Origin of the sequence: Bradyrhizobium daqingense (genome assembly GCF_021044685.1) — a bacterium.
GTDB lineage: Bacteria > Pseudomonadota > Alphaproteobacteria > Rhizobiales > Xanthobacteraceae > Bradyrhizobium > Bradyrhizobium daqingense.
In genome coordinates, this window is record NZ_CP088014.1 from 5,661,165 (window position 1) to 5,674,397 (window position 13,233).

Genomic DNA, 13,233 nt, shown 5'->3' on the forward strand with positions numbered 1-13,233 from the left:
CATGGCGCAAATCGGCATCTTCCGTATGCGAGACGCTACGAAGGCGGCAGGCGACCAACTGCGCGCTTGGCAGGATCAAGGAATCATTGACCCGAGAAATCTCGACGAGTTCAGCGCTGCGCTGAATTACACCACCAAGCAAATGGAAGACCTCGCCGACCAAGCCAAGGTAGCCGGCGCGGCGCTGCCCCAACTGCAGCAAGCTTTGAACGACGCTGGTAATGCTCGCAAGCAGCTCGACGGGCTCATGGTCGACGCTATGTTGACGAATCGCAACTTCTTTGTCGGTTTCGGCCAACAAGTTCGCCAGGGCGCGAACGCTTGGGACGCATTCAAGTCGTCCGGGCTCGATGCCCTTGGCAAGATCAGTGACCGACTCATGTCCATAGCGGCGGATTCCCTGTTCGCGAAAGCGTTCGGCGGCTCAACCGGTGGCATTGCTCCCTTTTTCGGGCTCGGCGGCACGCCTACTATGTCCACCCCCGGTGATCTCGGCGCCGGCACGGGCGGGCTTTCGTTTCCCATGTTCGCCGACGGCGGGACTCTGCGCGGCGGCTGGGGCGTCGTGGGTGAGCGTGGCCCTGAACTGATCAACGTCCACAAGGGCGGCGCGACCATCGTTCCGAACCACATCAGCAAACCGTTCATTCCGGGTTTCGCCGACGGCGGCACGATGTCCCCGAACGGCATGGTCTCGCGTCTCGCAGCGACGGCCGGCGCTGGCAACGTCTCGGCACCGATTTCGATCACCATCGATGCCACAGGCGCTGACAAGGATGGATTAGCCCGCGTCGAAAGCCAACTGGCGCAGCTGAAGTCCGAATTGCCGGGCCGCGTTGTTTCCGCAGTCACCGACGCGAGGAAAAAGCGGATGCTCTGACGCCGCCGCTGGAAACGGCCCGATCGCAAATCAATGAGGACGAGACCGTGAAAGTAGACCTCCACAACCTCCCGCCCGAACTCACCGAGCCGCCGGCCGATGCACGCGGATGGCTCGCGTGGCAGCCGTCGACGGGAAACGCCTGGCGGCGCGTTGATGGCGTGTGGCTGCCGATCGCGGAAGCAAATGCAATTGTCAAAGCAAGGAAGAAGAAATGACCGCACTCACAAGCTATTCCACTGGCCTGGCCACCGTTGGCGCAGGCGGAACGACCGTCACGGGCACGGGCACGATCTGGTCCGGAGCCAACGTCAAGCCAGGCGACATTTTCCAGATCGGCAATTTTCAGTCCGTCATTTCGGATGTGACCGACATCACCCATCTGGTCATCCCACCGTGGGCCGGCGGCGCGAAGACGGGTGTCGCCTATACAATTTGGCAAGTCTCGCCGCAACGCTTTGCTGGTGCGCAGGCGATGCAGAGCGTCAATGAACTGGTTGCGGACCTTAGCTCTAACAGAATCCCGGTCGTTGTTGGTGACGACGAGACCGTGCCAGACCCGTCGCTCGGCGAGGAAGATCAGACCGCAATTCAGCCCACCACCGGTAAGGTATGGGTCAAGAGCGGCGGCGTCTGGACCTTCCTTGGTATCTATAAAGGGTTCGTCCTGACTGGTGCATGGGACAGCGGCACCGATTACGTCGTCGGCGATGTCGTGACGCTCGGCGGTTCGAGCTATGTTTGCGTGTTCGACCACACGAACCACACGCCGCCAAATACAACGTACTGGCAACTGCTCGCATCCAAGGGTGACACGGGTGCCACGGGCGCTACCGGTGCGACTGGACCTGCGGGCCCTGGCGACATGCTGGCTGCAAACAACCTTTCCGAATTGACGGCGACGGCCGCGACAGCCCGAACGAACATTGGCGCTGCGAAATCTGCGTCCTCGCGGACCCGTACGGTCCTGACCAGCGGTTCGGGGACGTGGAACCGCCCATCTGGCTGCGTTGCCATCAACGTTCGCATGGTGGGCGGCGGCGGTGGTGGTGGTGGCACGGGCAGCGCGTCGGCCGGGAATGGTGGCGCTGGCGGCAACACGACGTTCGGCTCTTTGACGGCCAACGGCGGTGGCCTTGGTCCGAATGGTCTCAATGGGGGCTATCAAGGCGGATCGGGAGGAACGTCGAGCGGTGGCGACATCAACGCTTCCGGCTCATCTGGGCAGACCGCGATCGGCAATACGAACAACTCTGCCGGCCAACAGAGCTACGGAATGTCGGGCGGCGGATCGATGCTTGGCGGCGGCGGCCGTGGTGGATCCAACGGCGCTGGCGGCAACGGCGGCGCTGGGCTTGCCTATGGCGGCGGCGGCGGAGGTGCCGGCGGTAACGGGACAATCTATGGTGCGGCCGGCGGGGGTGGGGGCGGTTATTGCGAGAAGCTAATTACAAGCCCGAGCGCCTCTTATTCGTATGCTGTCGGAGCGGCTGGTACAGCCGGTGCGGCGGGAACGGGTGGTGGCGCGGGAGGTACAGGCGCGGCCGGCGTCATCATCGTCGACGAGTATTACTGATCGGCGCTAGTGCCACGCCGTTTCAGGTCGCCGGTCTCTTCCAGTGGAGCTTCGTGCGATCTTGGTTGATGTCACCCTTAGCAAATTCGAGGTGCTCAAAAATATCAACCATAGAACTCTTGTTATCCGAGCGGACATCGGTGGTTATGGCTGCGCTGGCTTCCTTCAGCTTCGAGACGAGCGAAGAGCAGACATGCTGATTTCGCGCGGCTTTTCCAACTCCAAGGTACACGAGGGAGAGGGCTTTGTCGTTCCCCTCAGCTAGCGCGTACCCGACGACAGTTCCGGTCGCATCAGTCGCGACCCACGACTGCCCAGTTTCGACCCACCGCGCGATACTCTGTCTTGTGTCGGTATGATCCCCTTTGGCGAATTCGTAGACTCTTGTTGGGACCTCGGGAGCCACTTCCGCGAAGACTCTGAGGATACCGTCCACATCATCGGGTTTTGCAACACGATAGGAGTAATCTTTTCTCATCGGAAACTCTCTCTGACAGGCTTTGGATGTGGACGCCTCAAGTCGCGGGCTTCCCTTGCTTCCTGGCACTCGCAATAGGCGCAGTCGGTGCTGGCGGAGGCGTTTCCATGCTCACCTTCAATTCGTCGAGCGTCTGTTGCGTCCGCGTCGCGCCCTCCCCACCGTTTACCGGCGTAATGCGCTCGAAAGCTGAGCCAGGATTGGTGACGAACATGCCGGCCGCGACCACCCGCGTCGAGTCGCCGATCGGAGCGAATGTGAAAACGATCCGCTCCGCAGGAATGCCGTCGTACTTCGAACCAAGTAAGAGGGCGGCGCCGAAGTTCTCGGACGGCTTCTCGATTTGTAGGAGGTACTCGGTGTCTTTGGTCACGTTGAATCGCTTGTCCATCGCGAGCGACAACAGCCTCGCCTTGATCGCGGCAGTCGTTGCGCGGATGGTCACCTCGGGCTTCCCGCTCGCGGTGTTCGGTGCTTCTGCTGCGGTTTGACAGCCGGCGAGCGCGATGGCCAAGACGGCCACCACTGTGCAATTGCGAAACATGAAAGCCCCCTAAATCGCAGCATTCAAACGCATTGCGAGCAGGCATGCAACTATAAATTATTCCTTGGAAAACGCGCCATTGTAAATTGTCAACATAAGACGCGCCGTGCTCGTGCTACCGATCGTCATGACCGACTGGAGTGACGACACGTTGCGACCGCTCGACGAACTCGCCCGGATCGCATTTCCAGAGGGCAGCGGTGTGACGGCGGACACGCTGAAGCGGCGCGCGCGCAAAGGTCAGTTGCGGGTCTACCGACCAGGCAAGGCGTTCCTGTCGACCTTGGTGGATGTTTGGGAAATGATCGAAAAATCCGGCACCGGACCACCTCGGTCCGTTACAAGCTCACCCGGGCTGTCGGCGACCCAATTGTCTCACGCAGCCTTAGAGCATGCCCGCGAGGCGCTGCGACGTCGGGAGGAACAGCGCATCGAGGATGAATGGGAAGCCAAGTACGAGGCGCGAAAGGCGGCACGAGCTAAAGCCCGGCCGCCCCGCACGAAGCGCTAATGCGTCCGGCGCTTCCGCAATTCGTCCCACCGCGCGGCCGTGGTTCGCTCGTCCATGAAATAGAACTGCCGGTCCCGCCGCCCGCGACGGGCCGCATGCCATCGGATTTCCGTTTCATCATAGCCAAGCGCCGAAAGGCTCTCGCGCAATCCCTCGACGGCGGCCTCGCGCGCTTCGGTCCTTGTCAACTTGAAGCGGTATCGGCGGGCTGCCGCGATCGAGGCATTGATGCCAGCGGGACTCGTCTCTTTGGCGAACATTTGCACCGCTGCCTCATACTGGCGCCGTTCGAACGCAAACTCCATGAAGGCGTCAGGGCCGGAAAAGGACGCGCGGGGGAGATTTTGGTCCGTAACGCGGGGGGCAATGTTGATCATGATTGCGGCTCCTCGATGGGCTTGGTGATGGTTTGAGAGCTTAAAGATTCCATCGATTGTAGTCAACTATAATCGTTGACTATCGTCGGGCGGACCGCTTATGTTGATTGTCAACATTGGTTTTGGAGCAATGGAAAATGCCAATCACCGGGGCTCAAATCCGAGCGGCAAGGGCTTTTCTCAAATGGACGGCCGCCGACCTAGCCAAGGCGGCTGGAGTTGGAGTTTCAACAGTTCAAGCGATCGAGAAAATAGACGGTGCACCTCGGATCGAATCGAGCCTGCAATGGCGATCGGTCGCGCGCGATGAAGCGATAACGAAAATCAAACGCGCCTTGACTTCTGCCGGCATCACCTTCCTAGCGGCGAACGCTCAGGGCGTGGGAATTCGGGGAACGCTCAGATGAACTTTGATTGCTCCGCCGTTAACTAATTTTAAATTCGCAATCCAGTATTATAGCTGGTATGAGATCCGGCCAGCTAACCCAAGAACTGTCCTACATCAGCACCATCCCCCTCGGGACGGCCGCTGATTGTATCGCGGAAATGCAGGCCGCCGGTATGTGCCTAAAGGGTACGCGCGGTCGCGGCGGCGGCGTTGAGCTGTCCGCAACTTGCAAGATCAATGGCCTTCTCTCTACTGCCTTATCGCACCCACGAGGCACGTCTCTCGCCGATAGCGTACGCGAGATCCGATCCCTCCCCGTAGGCGCCGCTCGACGCACGCACCGCTTGAGCGAGAACACGGAGGATGGCGTCCGCGGTGTCTTCGAGTTCATGTGTGGACTTTCGATAAGGCCACTTCACGATTTAGGACAAGTGCTGGACGCAGTTTTGCATGACCTGGAGAGCGGTCGCTTCAAGGCATGGGCTGGCGGCGATCGCATCTGGTTGACCCTCCAATTCAGCAACCACAATCGATCGGCGATGTTCGTCCTCGAGCGCGCTGACAAGAAAGAAGGAATCTATCTCTCATTCGGCGAAGACGAGGCATTCAACGAAGATCGCGGGTGGGTTACCCGCCACACGCAAATTCAGTTGAAAGTATTCGAGCGTCTGGCTTCTGCATAGAAACGAAATCGGCCCGGCTCGTAGGACGAGCGCAGGCCGGGAACGTCGTAGACAACTGCTTGGCGGCGTTGCCTCTAGCACATTTCCGGCTATTTTCAAGCGCGTCTGCGGGTTTGGCTCCTTAAGTGAAGGAGTACCCATACAATGTCTAGAGAGTTCGACGAATGGCCGTACGGTCTGTATGAGAGCCGAAACTCCGTCGTCTTTTTCAATCGTCGTTATGAGCCAATCGTTCGGGTGGAATATCCAGAGCATCCGGTTTTCGACGGATCGCAGAACGGCGCGGGGTCGCTCCACGTCGGCGCTCCCACCGTAACTCCAGTCGACAGGAAGAAGCGAGTTATCTTCTCAGGTCAGCGCTGGTTTTATAGTGACGCCAACCCTCCGCGCCGCAACCGACAGACACGCGCACGCCTCCAAGCTCTTATCGACCAGATTCCCGAACTCCACGAAGAGATTGAGCGTCGCAAACGTGCGGTGTTCGCGTGAGCATTGTCGGCTTCGAAGTCCCCTCGTCTGTCGGCTCATTTCTCCACTACGCAGAGCGGAATAGCCTTGCGCTCTTTCCACTCCGGGCCGACACCAAGACGCCAGCTTGCGAAAACGGCTTCTATGGTGCCACCACGGCAACGAGCGACTGGCACGCTTGGCACATGCAGGGGCACCAGCTGGCCATTTCAGCTTGCCTGTCGGGTCTTGTTCTCATCGATGTCGACGCCCATGGCGATCGCGAGGAGGCCTGGGCGCAGTTCGCCGCGTGGTGCGCGGAGATCGGCATAGACGTTCCCACACCTTACGGTCATTCGCCGAACGGCGGGTGGCATTTTGCTTTCCGCTGTCCCGTCGAATTCGATCCTCACAGTCATCGTGGACACGAGTCCGTTAAGGTTTCTCACTTCCGCCCGTTGGCGCCTGGTGAGGCAGATCGAGAGCGCATCTCTGTCCGCAATCGTGCTTACAACGTTGCTCCCGGCTCGGCGTTCAGCGGACGTCCGTATATTCTTGCCACCAATCCGCCGCCGCCGATCCCTTATAGCGCAAAGACAGCGCCGCTGTTCGCTCTTCTAAAACGGCCTGAGGCGGCCACCGTCACCGGTCCAGTGCCCGATGCAGTTGGGGGCGTCTCTCACGATGGCATTCGCTATGACCAACTCTGTTGGTGGATCGGTAAGAAGTTGGAGCGCTGGGCCAGCGGTCTCGAAACCCTGAGCAACGACGATTGGATTTCGATCGGCAAGCGGATCAAATTGAGTTTCCCGGGGGAAGACGGCCTGAAAGCATTCCTCGCAATGAGCTGGGAGGACCAACACGACGTGATCACGCGTCGCTGGTGGAACCCCGCGGACTTCAAGACGGAGGGCGAGAACCTTGAAACGCTGCAGGCTCTGCTGAAACGTGACATAACATGGATCTTCGGAAGTGTGATCGGCTGCCCGCAGCCTCCCGTGTGCCCCGTTCCACTTCCCATACCCGCGGAAATCCTTGAACAGCACCGGCGAGAGCGCGAGCAGTACCAAGCGGCGATACTAGGACCGCTGCCGGATCACCCCGAGCTTCCTATTGATCAGGCGAACGCGCTCAACGACTATTGGGCGCATCTGCCCTCGGGGAAGATGATCTACGAACGCACCGGAGAATTATTCAACGCGGGAAGCGTCGACAAACACATCGGGCGCGTTAAAGATGCCATGAAAACGGAGGGACCGGGCACTTTGGCGACGACCTGGTTGTCGCAACATCGTTTTGTGAAGTCGATGGGGTGGGCTCCCGGGGAACCCAAGATCATCGACGGACGGGTATTGACCAACGATGGCTGGATCCGCAGTTCTGGCGACAAAACATTCAATCGGTATGTTCCGCCCCATATCGAACACATCGAAGGCGACGTTTCGAAATGGCTGAATCACATCAGATTCATTTATCCTAGTGAATCCGAGCACATCGTCATGTGGCTGGGGCACCGAGTACAGCGTCCCGGGGACAAAGTGAACCATGCTCTCGTATTCATAGGTTCACAGGGCATCGGCAAGGACACGATCCTCAAACCTGCGATCTCGGCTATCGGCACGCACAATTTCAAGCAGATCACTGCGAAAACATTCTTCAATTCGGAATGGAACGACTATCTCCAATCGGTCATCCTTCGAATTAACGAAGTTCATGACCTAGGCGGAGAGTCCCGGTACGGCTTTTACGACGCCACCAAGGACGTGATTACCAATCCACCAGAGGCGCACCGGATCAACACAAAGCACGTGCCGCAGTACGCAGCAGTGAACGTTTGCGGCGTGATCATGACGTCGAACCATCACGACGCGCTTTACCTCGCTCCGGACGATCGCCGGCATTTTGTTTGTGTCTCGACCAAAACGCAGGATGATTTCGCGCCGGCATATTGGGACGACATCAACGCTTGGTTCGATGACGGTGGAAACGAGGCCGTTGCTTACTACTTGGCTAACCTTGACCTCGCTGCTTTCAACGCCAAGGCTCCGCCTCCGAAAACAGCGGCATGGCATATGGTGGTTGCCGCCGGCGTGGCTCCGGAAAGCGGCGATCTCGCGGACGTCATAGAAAGCCTCGGTAAACCGGATGCACTCACGCTGCAAATGGTCAAAGCGAAAACGCCGGGCGACAGCCAGCTTAGGATGCTCTTCGAGGACGCGAAGCTTCGCCGAGCAGTTCCCAAGCGCCTTGCCGAATGCGGCTACGTCGCCATTGCCAATCCTGATGCACGGGAGAGCGGAGGTCGATGGCGCGTTCACGGAGGCAAAACGACAATCTACGCACGGCAGGAACTCACAGAGGAGGGTCGCTTGGCCGCGGCACGCTCCCTCAGCGCGACCGCATCACCATCGGTGCCGCCGATACCTTCGAGAAGCTAGCCCGGGCACGTCGGGCGAGGTGGGCACGGTTTTTCATGTTGTCAGATGTTGAGTTCACTAATGTGTAGACAGAGGGTAAGAGCGAGAACAGATAAGAATAATGAGCACAAGAGAAACCGTGCCCATAGTGCCCAGCCCGCCCAAGGCGGCGACGATGGTGAGCGCAATACATTCATTCGCAGCCGCGGAAAAAATTCGGACGCCCCGCCGAAAGCAGACCGAGAGCGCGCTCTAGTTCTACGGACTAGCGCTCTGTTATGGCTCGTGACGGACTTTGCTACACTATCTGCGATTTACCGCTCGTTCGGCACGCAGGGGTAAACAATAGGGTATCGAAAGCAGCGCATATAAAATGGTTGAACTTGCACCAATGATGGAAACGCAGTCGGCACCCGATAAAGGCAAGGTCCGTCTCCTAACCCTCGGAGATCTGGACGGCCGCACGCTCGCGGCTAGAAACGCGCGCGCCCTCATTGCAGACCTCGAGTCCGACCTGGGTGGCTCCGATCACCTTTCCGCAGGACAGCGTACCCTGGTGATGCGCGCCGCAGTCACAGGTGCCATGGTCGAACATTTGGAAGCGTCTTGGCTGTCCGGCGGCGATTACGACGTGCTTGCCTACACTGCGTTGACCAAGCTCCAGCTTCGGCTGCTGACCGCCCTGGGCCTCGAGCGTCGAGCACGGCCCCTGGACATGCAAGCCACTGTGGTCACGATCAAACGGACTATTGTCGATCCGAAGGCGCCCGGTGAAGAGAAGTCCGCGCCGCCGCCCTGCCCTGTGGGACCCCCTGGCTGATCTTCCTGACAGTCTCGGTGGCGCGGCTAATTTGAGGTGGGGCCTCTCGCTTTCAGATGCAGCGGTTGAAGGCCATGAGGTGATCTGACTAACGCGAGCACATTCTATATTCAGGCGCGGGCGTCCGATAAGCTACCGTTACACCATTCCCCACCGAAGTACCTGAAAATTCAGGACCTTCTTCGGAAGTCTTGCAAGGTCCAAGGACAGTCTTGCAAAACTGTGCTTCGTGACCGCCTCTTTAATGGCGCGCTTGTTCTCTGTCCACCCCTCTTAGCTGGCCGCCCGAGCCAAATTTTCCGACTGCGGGCGCGGTAAACCGGTCTATCTAGAGCCCCGCTCGGCCGCGGTCGTGGCCCCCATATACCAAAGTAGCCGTAAACGCCGGCCCAGGCAGCAAGCCAAAGCCCGATGAGCGAACCGCCCGCGATGAGAATCCATTTGAAGATTAGCCAGGAAATCTGGCGAAACGCTTCGACCGCTTGAGACATGCCCCACCCCTGGGGCGGAGTATATCTCCTGCTTCAACTCAATCAATCTGAACGGCTCGCCCGAAGGTCTCCATCACCCGGCTTAACGCCGCATGCGTTTCGCCTTCGTCTAATCGGGCGAGAGGCCGACGCGGTAGCAGCCCATGACACTTCCCGCAAAAGCGTTTAAGGTTGCGGCCAGGCAACGTTAGGGGGAAATCGTGGACTGGCATGTGATCATGCGCGGGGAGCAGCACGGTCCATTGTCTCGCGATCAGGTTCTGCAACATCTCCAGGATGGACAACTGGTCGGCACCGACCTGATCTGGCGTCCGGGCTTCAGCGACTGGAAGCCGGTGAGCGAGCTTGCACAGTTCTGGCAGCCACCACGGCGCGAGCCTTCATCGCCGCCTCTCCCCCGCGGCGCCGATTTCAGGACGGCGCCATCCGAGTTTGAGGGCGTGCCTCTCTCCCGCCTTGTGGACACGCGTCACGAGCTGACGGCGCTGATCAAGCAAAACCTCTATGGCGGCGGGTCAAAGCAGGAAGGACAAGCCGCTTTGACCGCGCGAAATTCTTTGGACAAATTTATCTTTGGGATGACGGACGATCATCTTGTGACCGGCAGCGCCGATGATCTGCGCCCGCTCAAAAGCGGGATCATCCTTGAGACCTATGGAGAGCTGCTGGAGATTCTTGACGACTACGCTCGCCGCTTCGGTAACGGTGGAAAAGCCGTCAAACAGGGAATGGCCGCCATCGCCTGCGATCCAGATGTGCTCGGTCGATTCGACAGCGCCCGAAAGGCAGCAATTCAGGCCATAGCCGGTGGGTTGGCTATGTTCGCGCAGGGCAGATTTGAAAAGCTCCACCTCTCAATTCGCACGGAGGCAGGCAACTCGGAAGCGTGGCGCGAGTCGAAAGCTGCACGAGGGTCGTAACTGATGCACTACGTGATGAAGTGGTGGCGAGATCGTCGGCGCCAGCCCGAGGTTCGCGTGTTTTCCGCCGTCAATGTTGACGTCAGCGGACCACTTGAATCTCGGAGCGATGACGAACTGTCGAGCCGAATGCGCGAGATACTCGGAAACAAAGCTTTCGAAGGGCAACAGCGCCTCGTCAAACAGCGAGACCGTTTCAAGGCCGGACTTGCTAACGCCATCGAGGTCGGACTGTCGGGTCGGGCAATGGCCGAATTTCTCAATGGCCACGCGTTTCTCTGGAAACATGTCTATGAAAAAGCCGAGGGGGATCCGCAATTGCTAGCCATGACGGAACGCGCCTTGGTGCTATGTGCGAACTACGTTCCAGAACATTGGAACCAGGCCGTCAAGGAAGCTAAAGAAAACCGAGAGCACTACGCCGAGCTTCGGCGCAAGTACGATCTATGATGGTCGGTTTTTCTAGGTCAAAATAATTTTGGGGGCATTCATGGCCAAGCTGGAGGACGATGAGGTTCTGCGATACCTCAGCAACGTGAAGCCGCGCGTAGAGGATCGCAGCGCGTTCTGGATGGGCGTGGCTTTCACAGTGTTCGCGCTGTGCGTTCCCCTCTACCAAGCCGTGCTTTGGCTTCAGTCTGGACAGTGGACGCCGCTCCCGATCTCTCACGGCATCCAGTTCTTGGGCTGGCACGTCCCGGTGACGGATTGGGTCGGCGTCCAGAAGATTGTCAACTGGCTGTTCGATCTGCCGCTTTGGAGCATTCCGGCCTTCATGGCTTTCGGAGCCTTTTCGGCCTGGAAGGAAACCGTCTAGGAAATAGTCATGTTCGAAGGAATCAAAAAGCGATGGGCTGAAGCGAGAGCAATCGAAGCAAACAAGGAAGTCGTCGATGTATTGCAACGGTTTAATCGAATGGACGCGCTCGACCAGCAGCTAGTTACACGAGCATTCGAAGCGATGACCTCCGAGATTCCCGACTCGTTGAGCAACAGCGAGAAGGCGGAGATGGCAAAAGGAATAATGAAAGCAGCAAGGGCCGCCTTCTCTACTCGCGGTGACAACCTGATGGCGCATACGAGCCGGGTGAGTGCATTTGGTGGGGCGTTAGTATCTCTCTACTTGGAGTGCCAGACATTGCCCGGCGAGCAAGCCATTCGCACGGTTGCCCTGATAGATGATTGGAAGCGGCGGACCGTCGGTTAATGGGCGAAAACAAATTGAAGCGTCGCGCACATGCGGCCGTGCTGGATGGTTGTCCGTGCTGCATCTACTGCGGCGGCGACGTCCATGCAACGAGTGTCGATCATGTCCCGCCTATCATCATGTTCGAGCAGCGCCGCCGTCCAAAAGGACTTGAATTCGGCAGTTGTGATGCCTGCAACGGCGGAACAAGGCGTGCTGATCTCGTCGCCGCGATGATCGGCCGTTCCATGCCAGATTCAAAGACGGATGCCGGCCGCAAAGAAATGAAAAACATTTTCTCCGGCATCGACAACAACATTCCAGGACTCCTGGAGGAAATGTACCTGCCGCGCGAAATGCAATCAGCAGCAGGATGGCGAAAGCAAGATGGTGGCCTGCTTCGCGTGGACGGGCCGCTGGTTTCGTCTCATATGCAAACCTTCGCATTCAAGATCGGGTTCTCGCTCTATTACGAAATGACAAAGAGAGTTCTTCCTAAGGCAGGCGGAGTCGTGGCGCGGTGGTTTTCAAATTTTGACCGCCTCAGTGGCGCCTTTCCCCAAGATGTTTTTGAGCACCTGTTGCCATCGAATACGTTGCGTCAGGGGAAGTTCGAGGTGTCTGACCAGTTCGAATATCAGTGGCGGTTCGCCGAGGAAGACCGCATGGCGATGTTCCTTGCGATCTTTCGTCAGTCGTTCGCGGTGATCGCATTTGCGGCGGTTGACAGAAGTTTGTTCGATGTCGAAACCAAGCATGCGTTCGAAATTTGCGCGCCCGGTGAACTGACGAAGCTTCTAAACGCGCGGGCGCATGCCAGCCCTCGCGGGGCGGCTGATTGATCTCGGCGGCGGGTGAGCGGGCATGCCGCCATCAACGGGCATCCCGGACCGGCTTGCAAATTGTCAATTACTGGTGGTCCGGCGCCGGGACCGACTACCGGCTCTCGTGGATGTGAAAAAGGCCACGTCGGAAGCTGGAACCACTCCTAGGGGGAGCTCTTGTTTTGTACGGCATTTTGCCGTATATAAACGGCCGGAGATACGTCATGATCAAGACCGAGAAAGAAGCCAAGACGAAGGCCAAGCCCCGGCCCAAGATCCGTCGCACTAAACTTGGACTCGCAGAAACCCAGTCCATGTTTTTTACGGAATCCCTGAAGGTTCGACGGCGCAAGGCGGCACCTGAGAGCGGTTTGCTCGAAAGCCTCACGAACCGGCTCGCGAGTCTTGAAGACCCCGCTGCGACAACCTCCCGGCTGGAGGCCCGAATCCCCACCTCGATTTATAAGATGATGGAGCGTGCCGCGACGTTGCGTGGTCTGAGCATAACGGCCTACGTCACCGCGACCATGGGCGAGGACGCGCGACGCACCATCGAGCAAGATGCTGTCGTGCGCCTGTCGCGAGCCGATCAGATCGCCTTTGCCGAGGCGCTAATCAATCCGCCCGTTCCGAGTGCGAAACTGGTTGCTGCCGCCAAGCGCCATGCTCCGATGACCAGGAAATGATGGCG

General features: G+C 58.7%; 18 protein-coding genes. 15 read left to right on the forward strand and 3 right to left on the reverse strand.

What is annotated here, in order from left to right:
- Nucleotide 1: 1 nt before the first annotated feature.
- Genes LPJ38_RS26805 through LPJ38_RS26815 form a run of 3 tightly spaced genes read left to right on the forward strand, consistent with a single transcriptional unit; the run spans nucleotide 2 to nucleotide 2,456 of the window.
- On the forward strand, nucleotides 2-880 hold the full coding sequence (locus LPJ38_RS26805) for a phage tail tape measure protein (protein ID WP_145630082.1): 879 nt from the start codon (nucleotides 2-4) through the stop codon (nucleotides 878-880).
- Between the two features lie 47 nt (nucleotides 881-927).
- Nucleotides 928-1,098 carry a hypothetical protein gene (locus LPJ38_RS26810; protein ID WP_158644740.1) on the forward strand — a complete coding sequence of 57 codons (171 nt, stop codon included), beginning with the start codon at nucleotides 928-930 and terminating at the stop codon, nucleotides 1,096-1,098.
- Nucleotides 1,095-2,456, forward strand: coding sequence for a carbohydrate-binding protein (locus tag LPJ38_RS26815; protein WP_158644739.1), 1,362 nt, complete (start codon nucleotides 1,095-1,097; stop codon nucleotides 2,454-2,456). The genes LPJ38_RS26810 and LPJ38_RS26815 overlap by 4 nt, the downstream gene beginning before the upstream one ends.
- A 22-nt stretch (nucleotides 2,457-2,478) precedes the next feature.
- Here the strand turns inward: LPJ38_RS26815 and LPJ38_RS26820 are convergent, their stop codons facing one another.
- Nucleotides 2,479-2,934: a GNAT family N-acetyltransferase gene (locus LPJ38_RS26820; RefSeq protein ID WP_145630081.1), complete on the reverse strand. Its 456-nt coding sequence runs from the start codon at nucleotides 2,932-2,934 to the stop codon at nucleotides 2,479-2,481.
- 37 nt (nucleotides 2,935-2,971) lie between these two features.
- Entirely contained in the window at nucleotides 2,972-3,457 is a 486-nt protein-coding gene (locus LPJ38_RS26825) for a hypothetical protein (RefSeq protein WP_231088679.1), read from the reverse strand.
- Between the two features lie 127 nt (nucleotides 3,458-3,584).
- On the opposite strand from LPJ38_RS26825, the gene LPJ38_RS26830 reads away from it, so the two are divergent.
- Nucleotides 3,585-3,989, forward strand: a complete 405-nt coding sequence (locus LPJ38_RS26830; protein WP_145630079.1) for a hypothetical protein — start codon at nucleotides 3,585-3,587, stop codon at nucleotides 3,987-3,989.
- Here the strand turns inward: LPJ38_RS26830 and LPJ38_RS26835 are convergent.
- The gene (locus LPJ38_RS26835) at nucleotides 3,986-4,366 is read right to left on the reverse strand and encodes a hypothetical protein (RefSeq protein ID WP_145630078.1); all 381 of its coding nucleotides are present in this window, start codon (nucleotides 4,364-4,366) and stop codon (nucleotides 3,986-3,988) included. The two genes, LPJ38_RS26830 and LPJ38_RS26835, sit on opposite strands and share 4 nt — an antisense overlap.
- A gap of 137 nt (nucleotides 4,367-4,503) precedes the next feature.
- Between LPJ38_RS26835 and LPJ38_RS26840 the strand changes: the two genes are divergently transcribed.
- The 11 genes from LPJ38_RS26840 (at nucleotide 4,504) to LPJ38_RS26890 (ending at nucleotide 13,228) form a co-directional block, all read left to right on the forward strand.
- Nucleotides 4,504-4,773, forward strand: coding sequence for a helix-turn-helix domain-containing protein (locus tag LPJ38_RS26840; protein WP_145630077.1), 270 nt, complete (start codon nucleotides 4,504-4,506; stop codon nucleotides 4,771-4,773).
- Between the two features lie 325 nt (nucleotides 4,774-5,098).
- Nucleotides 5,099-5,437: a hypothetical protein gene (locus tag LPJ38_RS26845; protein WP_145630076.1), complete on the forward strand. Its 339-nt coding sequence runs from the start codon at nucleotides 5,099-5,101 to the stop codon at nucleotides 5,435-5,437.
- 144 nt (nucleotides 5,438-5,581) lie between these two features.
- Complete coding sequence (locus LPJ38_RS26850; RefSeq protein ID WP_145630075.1) at nucleotides 5,582-5,926, forward strand: hypothetical protein; 345 nt, start codon at nucleotides 5,582-5,584, stop codon at nucleotides 5,924-5,926.
- Nucleotides 5,923-8,322, forward strand: a complete 2,400-nt coding sequence (locus tag LPJ38_RS26855; RefSeq protein WP_145630074.1) for a bifunctional DNA primase/polymerase — start codon at nucleotides 5,923-5,925, stop codon at nucleotides 8,320-8,322. Before LPJ38_RS26850 ends, LPJ38_RS26855 begins: the two co-directional genes overlap by 4 nt.
- 352 nt (nucleotides 8,323-8,674) lie before the next feature.
- Nucleotides 8,675-9,121, forward strand: coding sequence for a hypothetical protein (locus tag LPJ38_RS26860; RefSeq protein WP_145630073.1), 447 nt, complete (start codon nucleotides 8,675-8,677; stop codon nucleotides 9,119-9,121).
- A 691-nt stretch (nucleotides 9,122-9,812) separates the two neighbouring features.
- A complete protein-coding gene (locus tag LPJ38_RS26865; RefSeq protein ID WP_145630072.1) occupies nucleotides 9,813-10,532 on the forward strand; it encodes a DUF4339 domain-containing protein in 720 nt (239 codons plus the stop codon).
- A gap of 3 nt (nucleotides 10,533-10,535) precedes the next feature.
- Nucleotides 10,536-10,982 carry a hypothetical protein gene (locus tag LPJ38_RS26870; protein ID WP_145630071.1) on the forward strand — a complete coding sequence of 149 codons (447 nt, stop codon included), beginning with the start codon at nucleotides 10,536-10,538 and terminating at the stop codon, nucleotides 10,980-10,982.
- A 40-nt stretch (nucleotides 10,983-11,022) separates the two neighbouring features.
- Nucleotides 11,023-11,349: a hypothetical protein gene (locus LPJ38_RS26875; protein WP_145630070.1), complete on the forward strand. Its 327-nt coding sequence runs from the start codon at nucleotides 11,023-11,025 to the stop codon at nucleotides 11,347-11,349.
- A gap of 9 nt (nucleotides 11,350-11,358) precedes the next feature.
- Nucleotides 11,359-11,739: a hypothetical protein gene (locus tag LPJ38_RS26880; protein ID WP_145630069.1), complete on the forward strand. Its 381-nt coding sequence runs from the start codon at nucleotides 11,359-11,361 to the stop codon at nucleotides 11,737-11,739.
- A complete protein-coding gene (locus tag LPJ38_RS26885) occupies nucleotides 11,739-12,560 on the forward strand; it encodes a hypothetical protein (RefSeq protein ID WP_145630068.1) in 822 nt (273 codons plus the stop codon). The genes LPJ38_RS26880 and LPJ38_RS26885 overlap by 1 nt, the downstream gene beginning before the upstream one ends.
- A gap of 206 nt (nucleotides 12,561-12,766) precedes the next feature.
- Nucleotides 12,767-13,228, forward strand: a complete 462-nt coding sequence (locus tag LPJ38_RS26890; protein WP_231088412.1) for a type II toxin-antitoxin system TacA family antitoxin — start codon at nucleotides 12,767-12,769, stop codon at nucleotides 13,226-13,228.
- Nucleotides 13,229-13,233: the final 5 nt, after the last annotated feature.